Origin of the sequence: Pseudomonas sp. NPDC090755 (genome assembly GCF_044769005.1) — a bacterium.
Taxonomy (GTDB): domain Bacteria; phylum Pseudomonadota; class Gammaproteobacteria; order Pseudomonadales; family Pseudomonadaceae; genus Aquipseudomonas.
Genome location: NZ_JBIVXC010000020.1, coordinates 61,811 through 75,542 on the forward strand (window position 1 = coordinate 61,811; position 13,732 = coordinate 75,542).

18 protein-coding genes are annotated in these 13,732 nt (G+C 56.1%); all 18 read left to right on the plus strand.

Annotation, left to right across the window (positions count from 1 at the left end):
* The first annotated feature begins 18 nt into the window (after positions 1-18).
* Positions 19-348 (plus strand): helix-turn-helix transcriptional regulator, encoded by a 330-nt coding sequence (locus tag ACIQUS_RS23125; RefSeq protein WP_403052030.1) that lies wholly within the window; start codon positions 19-21, stop codon positions 346-348.
* A 10-nt stretch (positions 349-358) separates the two neighbouring features.
* The gene (locus ACIQUS_RS23130) at positions 359-2,578 is read left to right on the plus strand and encodes an AAA family ATPase (protein WP_403052033.1); all 2,220 of its coding nucleotides are present in this window, start codon (positions 359-361) and stop codon (positions 2,576-2,578) included.
* Between the two features lie 312 nt (positions 2,579-2,890).
* Positions 2,891-3,178 carry a hypothetical protein gene (locus tag ACIQUS_RS23135; RefSeq protein ID WP_403052036.1) on the plus strand — a complete coding sequence of 96 codons (288 nt, stop codon included), beginning with the start codon at positions 2,891-2,893 and terminating at the stop codon, positions 3,176-3,178.
* Between the two features lie 507 nt (positions 3,179-3,685).
* Positions 3,686-4,060 carry a hypothetical protein gene (locus ACIQUS_RS23140; RefSeq protein ID WP_403052039.1) on the plus strand — a complete coding sequence of 125 codons (375 nt, stop codon included), beginning with the start codon at positions 3,686-3,688 and terminating at the stop codon, positions 4,058-4,060.
* Between the two features lie 88 nt (positions 4,061-4,148).
* Entirely contained in the window at positions 4,149-4,634 is a 486-nt protein-coding gene (locus ACIQUS_RS23145) for a hypothetical protein (protein ID WP_403052042.1), read from the plus strand.
* Between the two features lies 1 nt (position 4,635).
* A complete protein-coding gene (locus tag ACIQUS_RS23150) occupies positions 4,636-5,085 on the plus strand; it encodes a hypothetical protein (protein WP_403052045.1) in 450 nt (149 codons plus the stop codon).
* An 83-nt stretch (positions 5,086-5,168) separates the two neighbouring features.
* On the plus strand, positions 5,169-5,432 hold the full coding sequence (locus tag ACIQUS_RS23155) for a hypothetical protein (protein WP_403052048.1): 264 nt from the start codon (positions 5,169-5,171) through the stop codon (positions 5,430-5,432).
* Positions 5,422-6,363, plus strand: a complete 942-nt coding sequence (locus tag ACIQUS_RS23160; RefSeq protein WP_403052051.1) for a hypothetical protein — start codon at positions 5,422-5,424, stop codon at positions 6,361-6,363. Before ACIQUS_RS23155 ends, ACIQUS_RS23160 begins: the two co-directional genes overlap by 11 nt.
* Before the next feature lie 98 nt (positions 6,364-6,461).
* On the plus strand, positions 6,462-6,836 hold the full coding sequence (locus ACIQUS_RS23165) for a hypothetical protein (RefSeq protein ID WP_403052054.1): 375 nt from the start codon (positions 6,462-6,464) through the stop codon (positions 6,834-6,836).
* Positions 6,836-7,102, plus strand: a complete 267-nt coding sequence (locus tag ACIQUS_RS23170; protein ID WP_403052057.1) for a hypothetical protein — start codon at positions 6,836-6,838, stop codon at positions 7,100-7,102. Before ACIQUS_RS23165 ends, ACIQUS_RS23170 begins: the two co-directional genes overlap by 1 nt.
* Before the next feature lies 1 nt (position 7,103).
* Positions 7,104-7,295, plus strand: coding sequence for a hypothetical protein (locus tag ACIQUS_RS23175; protein ID WP_403052060.1), 192 nt, complete (start codon positions 7,104-7,106; stop codon positions 7,293-7,295).
* A complete protein-coding gene (locus ACIQUS_RS23180; protein WP_403052063.1) occupies positions 7,285-7,746 on the plus strand; it encodes a hypothetical protein in 462 nt (153 codons plus the stop codon). Before ACIQUS_RS23175 ends, ACIQUS_RS23180 begins: the two co-directional genes overlap by 11 nt.
* A complete protein-coding gene (locus tag ACIQUS_RS23185; protein WP_403052066.1) occupies positions 7,747-7,947 on the plus strand; it encodes a hypothetical protein in 201 nt (66 codons plus the stop codon).
* Positions 7,944-8,468, plus strand: coding sequence for a hypothetical protein (locus tag ACIQUS_RS23190; RefSeq protein WP_403052069.1), 525 nt, complete (start codon positions 7,944-7,946; stop codon positions 8,466-8,468). The genes ACIQUS_RS23185 and ACIQUS_RS23190 overlap by 4 nt, the downstream gene beginning before the upstream one ends.
* Before the next feature lie 141 nt (positions 8,469-8,609).
* Positions 8,610-9,569, plus strand: coding sequence for a hypothetical protein (locus tag ACIQUS_RS23195; protein ID WP_403052072.1), 960 nt, complete (start codon positions 8,610-8,612; stop codon positions 9,567-9,569).
* 52 nt (positions 9,570-9,621) lie between these two features.
* On the plus strand, positions 9,622-10,353 hold the full coding sequence (locus tag ACIQUS_RS23200; RefSeq protein WP_403052075.1) for a hypothetical protein: 732 nt from the start codon (positions 9,622-9,624) through the stop codon (positions 10,351-10,353).
* Between the two features lie 30 nt (positions 10,354-10,383).
* Entirely contained in the window at positions 10,384-10,602 is a 219-nt protein-coding gene (locus ACIQUS_RS23205) for a hypothetical protein (RefSeq protein WP_403052078.1), read from the plus strand.
* A 75-nt stretch (positions 10,603-10,677) separates the two neighbouring features.
* On the plus strand, positions 10,678-13,725 hold the full coding sequence (locus ACIQUS_RS23210; protein WP_403052081.1) for an ATP-binding protein: 3,048 nt from the start codon (positions 10,678-10,680) through the stop codon (positions 13,723-13,725).
* The last annotated feature ends 7 nt before the right edge of the window (positions 13,726-13,732 follow it).

Sequence of the window (13,732 nt, forward strand, 5' to 3'; positions counted from 1 at the left end):
GTAGGAGGGACGCCAGCCATGGCCACCTACCCGAACCACGTCCCCGTCACCCTGCCCGATATCGACGCGCTGCCCGATAGTGCCCTGCTGCGTCTGCCTTCAATCATCGCCCTGTGCCAGTGCTCCCGCTCATCTTGGTTCGCCTGGGTGCGGGCTGGGCATGCTCCACAACCCGTCCGCATCGGCCCTAAGGCGGTTGCCTGGAAGGCTGGCGAGGTGCGCGCCTTCATGCGTGGTCAGCCGCGTGGTGATGCGCCCGCACACACCGTTGCTGGCGGCAAGGCCGGTCGCGCCAAGCAGTTGGCCGCGAAAGCCGCTGAAGCCGCGAAAGCTGCGGCACTGTTGTAGGGGGCATGCTATGACCAGCATGAAAAAGCCCCCTGCCGGTGACGCGGCGAAGGGGGCTAAGGGGAGCACACTAGAAGGTCAGATTAATCCCGAAAGCGATAGTAAGCAAGCTATCGACTTCCTCAAACGGCACAGCGAATACTGGTCGCCCGACTGCTATGTGCAGGTCTTCGCCATCGAGTTGGACGGACCTATCAACGCCCTCGCCGTGCATCCGGACCGGATCGACGATCTGTCCCAGTTCATCGACCAGCACAACGGCAAAGCGAACCTGTATTTCACTGTGAACGCGCTGATCCGCGATCCTGGCAAGAAGGCCAGCAAGGCCGACGTGGCCGCGCTGTGCTATCACCACGTTGACCTTGATCCACGTGACGGTGAAGCACCGGACGTGGCGAAGAAACGCCTGCTGGCGGCGCTGGACGCCTTCCCGGTCAAGCCCAGCGCCGTGATCGATAGTGGCAACGGCCTGGGCGTGTTCTACAGGCTCAAGGCACCTATCGAGCACGACGGCAATACCAATGCCCTGGAGCAGACCAACAAACGGCTGGCGCTGGCCTTGGGCGGCGATGCCTGCCACAACCTCGACCGGATCATGAGGCTGCCGGGGACCGTCAATCTGCCCACTGCCAGCAAGCTGAAAAAGGGCCGCGTACCAGTACCGGCGCGACTGTTGGAACAGAACGATCAAGCCTACAGCCCTGATGCTTTCGACTTCCTGCCGCCCGTTGCACCCAAAGCGAAGGCAGTCATGCCACCCCCCCGTATCGGCACACCTATTCGCCTGGACGACTACGGCTTGTCGGATGATCAAGCCGCGCTTGTGGCTGGCACCTTAGCGAAGGGCAAGCGCTCGGATGTAATGATCACCCTGCTGCGCGACCTGCTGGACGACGGCCAGCCGCGTGACGATGTGCTGGCCACGCTGCACAAAGAGCCGGGACTGGTTGATTACTGCATCAGCAAGCATCCTCACGATCCTGCCGAGTTTGCCCAGAAAGAGCTGGAAAAGGCCTGGGGCAAGTCCTGGCAGGGCATCCTCGCGGGGCTGGCACCCTATAACCCGGCCTGGGCCCAGCTCGACGCCGTAACCATTCGGGCGTTCGCGGGCATACCAATCCCCTCCTCCTCGCCCATGCCCATTCGCTTCGACACCAGGCCGACCACGCTTGACGAGTTGGACGCGGAAGACCTACCGCAGGAATACGTGATCGAGCCCATTTATCCGCTTGGCGTGCCGGGGGAATTCGCCGGTGCCCATGGAATCGGCAAGAGCATCAACGGGGTCGAACAATGCTGTTGCGTCGGCGCCGGGTGTGACTGGCAAGGGTTGAAAACAATGCAGGGCAAGGCGGTATTTGCCTCTTGGGAAGACCCGCGCTCGCAGATCATGCGCCGGGTGAAAACCTGGCTGCGCAACATCAAAGACCCTATGGAACGTGCCAAGGCCAAGCGAGCGATTGCCGAAAACCTGATCGTTCTTGGCTGCGATGAAATCGACCTGATGCTCACCACAAAGTCATTCGGCACTTGCAGCGCGCGGGAAGAGGCTATCGAGCTGATCGCCGAGCGTTGCCAGGGCGCGATCTTGGTCATGCTGGAAACGGCCGCCCTGATGCATGGCGGTGATGAGCTTAACGAGGATCTGGCACAGCTTGCCAAGGCGGTGAAGCTGATCACGAACGCTACCGGCGCAGCGGTGGTGACGGTCCGTCATGTATCGAAGGACGCGGCGCGCAACAAGACCGTGGACGCCTATGTCGGGCGTGGCGGCGGTTCCTTCACAGGCGCCATGCGCACGATGGTCGTGCTGGTTGATGTACCTGCCGAGGATGTGCGCAAGAAGTGTATCGGCTTAGGCGATGCCGCCGTGGCGTTGGGTAGACCGGTGCTCGCCTACCACCACGTCAAGGCTAACTACGGCGACAAGATGAAGGAGCCGGTCTACCTGGCGGTGATGCAGGACGGCCATATGGAACGCGTAGCTGGACCCAATGAACGGCAGGCACACAGTGACCGCTTGCTAGAGTGGCTACGCGACAACGTGCCCACCGAAGGAATGGCCTACACGAAGATCCGCGACGCTTCCAAGAAGCATGGCATCAAGCAGGACCTTGTGCGGGTGATGCTCGAAATGCTGAAGAACGCCGGGCACGTCACACACAGGCAGGTTCCCTGCCGGGGCGGTAACGGCAAAGCCGAAACGTGGTACCTGACCGAGCAGGTTTGATCAGGTTTGGCGGCTTAAACCTGATCCACAGGCTCTAGATCAAGGGTTTTAGCAGATCAGGTTTATCAGGTTTGGGCGGCTAAACCTGATGGACAGTAAGTGAGTGAGTGTGCGCGCTCAGGTTAGCGCACTCGCTTACTTAGGGGTTAAACCCGAAACCTGATGCCCTGAAAGGCCCGTCCTAGAGCCTGTGGATCGGGTTTGAGGGTATACGGCGGCGGCGCGGTATTTTGACCGCGACCGCTCTAGTACGCGGGTTTGATCAGGTTTGAGGGTTCAAACCTGATAAACCTGATGGGAGGCAGGCAAAAAATGAGAGCGAAACTTCTTGTGCACGGCAGCTACGCCAGGACCATTTCCTCACCCGAAGAGGTCGAGCGATTACTGGGCATGGGCTGGCTGCTGGCGAAAGCGAAACCGAGAACAGCGATGGCAGCCCGGATGAGGACGCTTCGGGCGCAACGGCGCGCAGCTGGCTGGCAATCGCTGCTGTTATTTCTGCCCCCTGAAGAAGCGGCACTGGTGAAGGCTGCACTGCGCCAGGGCGAGAGCTATGCCGATCTGCTAATTCGCTTAGTGCGCAAACAAAGTTTGCTCTAACGAATTTGCATGGTGGACAAACTGAATTGGAAAACTGGCGAGCATAGTAACTCCAGGCTGGTTGCCTGCGTACCGCCCAAAAACAGACGCGATTGTCGCATTAGGTCGGCGCGCTATCGCATTCGTTGGGCATGTCGAAAATCACTACCGCTGCTAGGCAAGCAGCCACACTAATGAAGTAAGTCCAACATAATCAACATGTTGCAAAATCGAAGTGTGAGTTACCACGGTGGATTTACCACGGCATGATGGTTTTTTAGCCTGGACGAAAGAAACCGACCGCCAGCTAGGCCGCAAGAGACGCGCTACTCAAGGACAATAGGTAGCTTCATCCAGCAGGTAGATCGCCGCCCTGGCGCGATCCTGGGAGGTCAAAATGAGAACTGCACGACTTATTACGCTGTTGGATTGGGAACGGTGTGAGCCATCCCGCGACACCCCCTGGCAACCACGCGGCTCTAAAGTCTACAACGGCATAAGGCAGCGCAAGATTAGGGGGTTTAAGTTATGAACACTACCGCTGGATCTACCAGCTACGACGACGCCCAGCTTGCCCGCCGCTTGCCACCCGACCTGCTGCACACGGTGCTGGCTTACGAGGATGAGCTTGAACGCCTGCGCGCAGCCCAACCAGACCCGGCCCATGCTCGCCGATGCCGTACCGATAAGATTGAAGCCCTGGTGCTGCTGGCGCTTTCTAACGCGACATTGCTATCTGATGTGATGGCGGTAAACCACGCTTTCCGCGTCGATAAGGTCGTAAAGCATCTGAATTACTACAAGGAAGACCACGGCAATACCAAGAAACGCTACGACATCGAGAAGGCACCCAGCCGGGCGAAGATACGCGAGGTCATGGTTAAACACGGTTTTATGTTGTGACCACAACCAGCATCCGTAACACCCGCTAGCCATTGCGTTACTGCTACTACGGCGCACACTCCAGTTATCACTAACAGGAGTGAACGATATGAGCAAAGTCAGCGCAGAAGTCTCGCCGGAATTCCCCGCAGAAGCCAAGAAGAAGTTCCCGCCACTGGAACCAAGTCGCCTGTCGCTTGAAGACTATAGGTTTGTGCGCCATTGCGCGATAGTACCGCGTGACTTGGAACTGGCGGCATTGACCGAATCCGGTCAATGGTTATCGGTCGCTCATAGATTGCATGCGCTAGATCGCATCACCGTCATTTGGGAAGACAGGTCAGCCGTGGCCGAGTTGATGATTATTGAAGCTTCACAGAGTTTCACCTCGCTGGTGCTCCTTGATTATAAAAAACTACCTGGAATTATCTCTGATGGCTCGGAAGCCTTGATCAATTTTGAGATCTTCTATTCTCAAATGGATGGCTACTGTGCGCGCAGGCTGTCCGACAATGTTTTAATCGTGACTAATGCCAGCTCCAAAGAAAAAGCAATCGAGGAACTAAAAGCCCACCCAAGTTTTCAGGCCGAATAAAATGGAAGTTCAAGAAATCCTTAGGGCTATGCAGAAGCTGGCTCGTCAGGTCCAGGCCATTCGCAGGCCACTGGATTCGATCACCGAACTGGGCTGGCGTGGTGAAAAAGTCGACAAGGCTGCTATCAGTCACATATTGCGTAGAGAATCAACGCAAAAGGAATTGGCGCTTAACTGGGAAACACTCCTTTATCGCCATGTAAGCGGCCAGTACGTTCTTATTTGCACTGCGCTACCTGACAACGCTAACGATGCCCAAACGTTAGTCACTAGACGCTTGATTAACAGCCGCGAAGCCTGCGCTTTTTGTTCTTTGGTGGAAAACAGCTATGCCCCCATCGAACTTGTCGTGGCCACAGATCCAGTGGGGCAACCGATCCCTATAGAAAGAGTTCACCCCCGGTGCTCCTTATACTGGCAACGGCTCAAGTTGATTGCCGAGGGGAAATAAAAATGACCCTCTACCAATCACTGCTAGCTGCCGTTCAATGCCTACCACTCTATATCCGCTCCGCAATTGCGAGGAAAAATACCATGTCCCTGTCACAACAGATTATCGCGGCCTTGTACTCCATCACGGAAAAAGAACCCTACGGTTTTTACTGCGCCTGCGAACTTGCGTTGATCGAACGTATTATTGAAATTACCGATCTGCCCTTTAATGGAGACAGCGTAGAAGAAATAAAATCCCGGTTGCCTGGTCTGCTGGGGGCTTTGAAAAGGATAGGAGTCGAAATAACCCACCCCTGTGAAGATTACGTGACCGTGTGGGGACCGGGGGTGCGTCGTGGCCAATGACCTTGATCTTTATGATGGTGGCGGCGATATCCAGCCTTACAGCGAAGGAATGCCTGTGCTCGCGCCGCTATCGCCAGCGCCGTGGCGCGATTCCCCTGATACTTTGAGCAACCGGGAAATCGATGAGTACCAAGGGCAACGTAGCGGCCCGACTTTATTCGGCTCACCACTGCCGCCCGGAACAACCAACCAGCAGATCAACGCGGTTTTAGGTGAAATCGCGGGTGTATTTCTATCTGACTTTACCAAACTGGGTTATCCATCGAGTTTAATCCAAGCCGCTATTTCATTTTTCATGGATAACGCCACCAAGGCACCAAGACAAGTAAGGCGGCAACACCAGTTCAAACTTCCCAAGGACCAGCAGGGTGATTGGTTGGCCGAAGCATTCGCTAATCACCTGCAAGGTTTAAGTGGTACGTTACAACAACGCCAGCAGTTCCTAGACGCTGGCTTGAAATGGCTGGTATTAGCTAACAAGAAGCTCAATACCAAACCTGTTGGCAGTACCCCAGCGCAGGGACGCGCGCCATCTACTTCAGAGCTAACAGACGCGGAATGGGAAGAACTTAACCGCCGCAATGAAGCCTTGAAAATAGCTACCGAAAACACGCTAAGACAGCGTTGGGGTTCGGCATATTCCGCAAACATGGAAGTCGCTCAGCAATTTCTAAACCAGCTACCGGCTAATGAGGTCAGGCACTTAAGTCAAATAACCAATCAGGGCGTCATGCTCAATACTGTGCAGGCGTTGACATTTTTATTCGAAAGCGCCATCGGTGCAAATTCGATCCCGAAAGACAGCCCCGGCATCGTCCGTGAAATTGCAGAGTGCGAGCGCTGCATGCGCACTAACCGGAAGCAGTGGCTTGCGGATGACGCTCGTCAAGCCCGATATCGGCACTTAATTACGTTGCGGGATGGTGGCTAACATGCAACCTAAGAAGTTAAAAAAGATCGATGCCCAACTGGCAAAAGAACGAGCCAAGTTTCTTAAGCGCCAGAAACGGCAAAAGAAGGAGAAGTAAAATGGCAAACGTATTGCGACCTCGACCTAGTAATAGAACTTTCGCCAGTATCACCATGAGCACCACCAGTACCGGGGAAAGTGAACCTATAGACCTCACCGGCCTGACCCTGACCAGTATCAGCATGCCTGCTGCTTGGAGTGACGCGCGGATCGGATTTCAGGCGGTGGTGCCTGGAACGACAACATATCAAGGGGTCTTCAATACTGCCGGCGACAACTTGACTTACATCACTAGTGCCAATCGTACATTGGTATTTACCGCTAGCGAGAACCCGTTTGCAGGGTTGCAGGCGATCAAGCTGGTGTCGATGACAACGGCAGGCGTCGCTGTTGCACAAGCGGCAACACGGACCATTAAGTTGGGGTTGTCATAATGGACGCTAAATCCTCGCCATGGTACCCGCCGCATTATGAATTGGCAGACGCTGCGGCCCTCAAGGGCGTAGCAGCCGGTACGGCTTCGCCCGCACAGCAACAACGCGCTTTGAAATGGCTGATTGAAACCGCTTGTGCAACGTATGACATGTCGTATCGACCCAACAGCGAGCGTGATACTTCATTTGCCGAGGGGCGGCGTTTTGTAGGCCTTGAGATTATCAAGTTACTGCATATCGATTTGGCTCTTCTGAGGAAGGAATAAAATGAGCGACATAATCACCGGAAGTAACCCACTGATCCTTGAAGCCCGTGAACTCCGGAAAAAGGTCGCCGCCCTTGGTGGCAATCAACGCTTGCTTGCCAAGCTGGATGACTTATTGAGCAAGCAAAGTCTTCATTCAGCAGAACAAGCCAAGCTGATTAATCTGATCGAGGCTGCAAAAAATGTCACCTAAATTAAAAATGCTGGAGCGAAAAATGCTTCGGCAGGAACAAGCACAAGCCCCCACGCCTGCTGATGACGATTTAACGACGGCTATTCAACGGCTGATCGACCAGCGTGTGGAACAGGCACTTGAACAGCAGCCAGTCAAACAGCCGCCGCAGGTGCAACGGCTGCTCGATCAACAATGTAACCGACACCAGACGTTTGTAAATTTTAAGCAAGTTCCAACACCGCCAAGAACACCCGCGCCGCCGATGCGTGATATTTCGTTTGATCGGGATGAGTTCGGGAGAATTTGTGCAGCGCACTGTGGCAATCTAACTTTCTTCTGCCAGCGAAATGAATTAGGCCAGGTCGTTAGGCTAATTCCATCTGATGTAGCACCCATGCCGTCTGCCGTTGCACCGGCCAAAGTTAATCAGCCAAGAAAAATTTATGGCAACGATCCAGAGGGGCAATAAATGGCTACCCTAGTCTTTGATAGCGACGAAGATTCACAAGCTCAGGCAATAGTTTTAGTTGAGGCACTTAATATATGGCTGAAAGAGCAACAACCTACTAATTGCCCAATAACGGGCGCCAAGGCAGATTTTCGCTATCGGCCAGATGGCACGCTGGATTCTGTATCGACCGCGCTTACAGGTGAGGCTGGTGAAGAATGACCGCAAGAATTGGTGCGCGTAAAACTGGCGGACGTACTAAAGGTAGTTTGGATAAAGGCCAGCGCCAACTTGTCACTGCGGAAATGGCTTCAGATTTACTGACCGTATATAAAAAACTGGGCGGTGTTAAGTGGCTGCTTAAGTTTGCCCAGGACAACCCTGCTGAATTTTTAAGACAAGGACTTTCTCGCTTATTCCCAGCGCCTCAGAAGGATGACGCCGATTTTGTGCAGCAAAATAATTTTAACTTTGATTCCAACTCCGTTGAGGCTGCGCGGCGAGTCGCCTATGCCCTTGCTGCTGCCCTGCACTCTGACCCCTCCAAGGTTCCTCGTGACATCACGCCGACTGGCGTACCCCGCTGGCAGCCTCTACCTGAGCCGCTGCCGGTGATCCAGCCAGAGCCGGTGGAAGACCCGGAGCGCGAACAGCCTGGTAGTTCAGCCCAGCGTCAATCCGATGAGGGTGATGCGCGAGCAGCGGCACGCGACCGGATGCGGCGGCGCAGTGAGCTGCTGTGAAAAGGCCGTCATTGCGACAGAGCAATTTATTATTTCATCCCAGGCACATCATGAAAGTCAGCACTAGACTCAAACTTTTGCGTGCACGGACAATGGGGTCCTGATAATATTATTGCCTTATCTGTAGCGAAGGAATGCATGATGACTAATCAAGAAAGATATTGCTTGACAATTAACACTCTTGATCTAAATCCTGAGATTGAAATATCAAAGGATGAATTTGAAAATATTAAGCGATGCCGTGCAACACTGAGTGCCGCATTAGCCGTTGAGGAGAAGTACGAGCTTATCACTTGCAACTACGTTGAGTACGAGCAAGACCTGTTGAACTGCGCTCTAGCACATCAGGTGCGTTTCTCCGATGACTATATTGATATGTTTGATGAAATCACAAGGTTCAATAGACGGATAACTAATATACTGACTTCGACACGCATGTACATGGACCACATGCCGCGACACTTGAAACAGTGCTTGCCAGCCGAGGATAAAGTTGATCTAGAGTCGTTTCTAAAAGGACTCACGAGCGGGGAATACGACGCGAACTTTGAGTATGCTTTTCTCGAAGCTTTGAGGAACCATCTTCAGCACGCAGGCCTATGCGTTAGCCAAGTGACGTTAGACAACAAAAATTATCCGGCGGAGGACGGCGGACGTCTTTGGGAAAACCGCACTCTGGTTTTCACCGACAAGAAACTACTCAGTGGGAATCCGGACTTTAAGAAATATGTTCTGAATAATATGCCTGAAAAGGTGGAACTAACAACAGCAATCAGGGTTTACATCGGCTGCATTTCTCGAATTCACGATAAAATTCGCGATAAAATTCAAGTATCAGTTGAAGCTGCTCGCGCCTCACTTGAGGAAACACTTAAGAACTACAATGACCACCGTGAATCACCAACCAAGATGGTACACGCCAACCGTTATTTATCTGCTGCACAGCCCCCTGAAGAGGTTGTGCTAATATTTTTTGAGTGGGACAATATCAGAATTAAATTGCGCGATAAGAATATAAATAAATCGAATCTTTCACGACACTACGTCAGCAATCGCACAAACACAATAAATATCCCGCCCATTACTGATAACCCCACCTGATAACATATTCACTATGATAAGTACCGATTTTTACGAGCAAGCATTAGAGCATATGGAACGCACAGTTAATGGCTTAGCCGCGCGCGTCCCAGGACCAAGGCGCGAGCCGTACAAGGGCTCCTTTGTTTATCGTTATGTTGAGAAAACGGTACATCAAGCATTGGTGCAAAAACTCGCTAGATTGGTCAGCGGGCTCCATGCCGCAAGACTTCTTTTGGAAACAGGCTTTCTCCAAGAACAGGCTGCTCTGCAAAGAATTCTTGACGAGATAACCGAAGATGTATCATTCCTCTCCTTCTCGATAATACTTGGTAATTCAGAACCGTCGCATAAAAATTACCTAGATTATTTTTATCAGGAGGAGTTCGATCCCAACGACGTTATCGTGTCGTCCAAGGAGCGGGCGATGGTTCCGAGGAAAAAAATTCGGGCGTACCTGGATCGATGCTTAAACGGTCCAAAAGGCTCAAGCAAGAATTTGGACGCATCCAAAACCGTCAGCAAGGCGTACTCAGGTTTTGTCCATGCCGCCTCACCACAAATCATGGATATGTATGGAGGTGTTCCACCACAGTTCCAGATGCGCGGCATGCATGGAACCGAGAGGCAAGCGGAGCATAGAGCAGACCTTTGGAATTACTTCTATCGTGGCATTGTGGCCTTTAGTTTGGTAGCAAAGGCTTTTGGTGACGAAGAGCTATTTGTCTCCATTAGAAATTTTGAAGCTGAATTCTTGCGAGAAACAGGTAGCGGTTACCAGTCAAATGAATGGCCACAGGAATAGCCGGGCAAGAAATCGAAAACGGTGGATTCGATGGATAAAGATAACAAGGAAGGCCTGAGCGAAAAGATCAAGGCAGGCGAGTCGCTGATGCAGCAGGCGATGCAGGCGTTGCGCCGCTACCACGAGGCGCAAGGGGTTCAGCCTGCGGAAGAGGTCGAGAAGCTGCGCCTGGAAGCGGAAGCGCTATTTGTTGCCGTTGGTGAGTACCAGCGTTTGGCGCTGGGCGGGCCGAAGCCGCGCTTGCATTGAAATTCCCCTGTTACCCCGACCCGAAACGACAAGGGCCTACAGCGATGTAGGCCCATCCGACCAGTGGTAACTGGCGTGGTAACTCAAATCAACATACCGCTCCAGGCCAGTATCTACGTGGCTTACAGCCATGCGATTCGCCGCTTTGCCAGCCGCGCCGATGCCATTGCCGCCCTGCACGCCGGACACATCGACCTGCTGGGCAGCTCCAACGCCTTCGAGGCGGCCGACGCCCAGTTGGTCCTCAGCCGCTCCTATGCCGATGACCAGCCAGTGATCGTTACGGCCTCGGGCGCCTCCCTGGGGCAGGAGGACAGCCTGGCAAACCGCCGCCTGGCGATGGTCGACCACTACCTGCCGACCGCCGTGGTCCAGGCGCTGTACCCCCAGGCCCGGCTGTTGCTCTACAGCTCGGCGGTGGCCGGGCTGTCGGCGGTGTCCATGGGACAGGCCGATGCCTTTCTCGGCGACGCGGTCAGCAGTGACTACCTGATTACCCGCAACTATTCGGGCAGCGTGCAGATCGGCCATTTCATCAAGAACCTGCGCGGCACCTTCGCCTTCGCCATGGCCCGTGACAACCGGGTGCTGCAGCGCCTGGTCGACCAGGCCCTGAGCCAAATCGGCGACAACGACCGCCTGAACATCCTGCGCCGCTGGACCAGTGGCAGTACCCGGGTGCTGCTTGATCGCAGCACCCTGACCCTGACCGCTGCCGAGCGCGCCTGGATCGAACAGCATCCGCGCGTTCGGGTGGTGGTCAACAAGTACTTCGCGCCGTTGAGCTTTTATGACGACAACCAACAGTTCCGCGGCATTACCGCCGACGTCCTTGAGCAGATCAGCCTGCGCACGGGACTGAAGTTCGACATCCTGCCGGTCGATTCGGTGCCTGAGCTGATCACCCGGGTCGAGCAAGGCAGCGCCGAGATCGCCGGCACCCTGGCTCGGGGCAAGGCGCGCGAGGCGACCCTGCGCTTCACCCGCCCCTACCTGATTTCGCCGCGGGTGCTGGTGACCCGCAGCGATAACCAGACGCTCAATGACCCCTTGCAGCTCAAGGGCAAGCGCCTGGCCGTGATCCGCGGCTATCCGCTCGTGGAGGAACTGCCCCGGCGCCTGGCACTCGGCGCGCTGGTGGAAGCCGAAGACCCGCTGACCCTGATGGAGAATGTGATGCAGGGCAAGGCTGATGCCGGGCTGAGCACCCAGATCAACGCTGCCTATTTCACCAGCCGGTTGTTCAAGGGCCAGCTGCGTATCGCCTCGATCTACGGCGACCAGCCCGGCACCGCCGCCTTCGCCGTGGCCCGCGATGCCAGCTTGCTGCACTCGATCCTGGACAAGGCGCTGCTGAGCATCCCACCGGACGAAATGACCGAGCTGACCGGCCGCTGGCGCCCCAATGTGCTGGTCAGCGACAGCCCCTGGTACAACTACCGCGCACTGGTGCTGCAGATCCTGCTCGGGGCCGGCGTGCTCATGGCCGCGGTGATCATCTGGAACCGCTACCTGCGCAAACTGGTACGGCAACGCAGCGAGGCCGAACAGGCGTTACAACACGAGCTGGGCTTCAGCAAACGCCTGCTCGAAGAGCTGCGCCTGGCCAAGGACCAGGCCGAAGACGCCAGCCGTGCCAAAAGCACCTTCCTGGCGACCATGAGCCACGAGATCCGCACACCGATGAACGCGGTGATCGGTCTGCTGGAGCTGGCGGTCAAGGATGCCGGGATTGGCCGGGCCGACCAGGCATCGTTGCAGGTCGCCTATGAGTCGGCCAATGGCCTGCTGGAACTGATCGGCGATATCCTCGACATTGCCCGCATCGAGTCCGGGCACATGACCCTGACCCCGCAACCGACCGATCTCGGTGCCCTGGTCAGTGCCACGGTGCGGGTCTTCGAAGGCAGCGCCAGGCTCAAGGGCCTGAGCCTGGCCACCGACCTGCAGTGCAGCCCCCACCTGGTGGCCGTCGATCCGCTGCGCCTGAAGCAGATCCTCTCCAACCTGCTAGGCAATGCGATCAAGTTCACCGAACGGGGGGGCGTCACGGTGAGCCTGCAGCTCGATGACAGCCTGCCTGGCCAGATGCAGGTCAAGCTCTCGGTACAGGACAGCGGCATCGGCATCAGCGCCCAGGACCAACAGCGCCTGTTCCGCAACTTCGCCCAGGTCGGCCAGCCTTCGACCCGCCAGGGCACGGGGCTGGGCCTGGTGATCAGCCGCACCCTGTGCGAACTCATGGGCGGGCATTTGCACATGCACAGTCGCGTGGGGGACGGCACACGGGTCGACGTCGTCCTGCGCCTGCCCCTGGCCGAGCCCGTGGCAGCCGGCCAGGACACACCGGTGATGGCCGATGCCCAGGCACCGGGTCAATCGATCCTGGTGGTGGATGACTACCCCGCCAACCTCATGCTGCTGGAACGGCAATTGACCACACTCGGGCACCGCGTCAGCCAGGCCCGCCATGGCCATGAGGCGCTGGCGTTGTGGCAGCAGGCGCGATTCGACGTGGTCATCACCGACTGTCACATGCCCGGTATGGATGGTCAGCAACTGGCCCGCGAGATCCGTGCCCTGGAGCATCAACAGGCGCAAGCGCCCTGCCTGATCCTCGGCCTCACCGCCAACGCCCAGGCCGAGGAGCGCCAGCGTTGCCTGGCCAGTGGCATGAACGACTGCCTGTTCAAGCCGATCGGCCTGGGGCAGCTGCAACGCTTCTTTCAGGCGGCGAACGCCGCGCCCGTCACTGCGCAGCCGTCCGCGCAGGACGATCCGGCCACTGGTTTCGACGTCGACAACCTGCACTACCTGACCCAGGGCGATCCCAGGCTGGTCGAGCGACTGTTGCACGAACTGGCCCAGAGCAATCGCGAAGACCTCAAGCGCCTGCAGGCGCTGGGCCCCCGGCCGGATCGCCAGGCGCTGCGCGAGGTGGCCCACCGGATCAAAGGGGGGGCCAAGATGCTCAAGGCCCGTACCCTGGTGCGCCACTGCGAAACCCTGGAGCAGGCCTGCCTGGGCGATGCCAGCGACACCCAGCTACAGCCATTGCTGGGCGTCCTGGAGCAGAGCCTGCTGACCCTGGACAGGCAACTGGCACAACCGGCGGACCTGTGATGAGCGG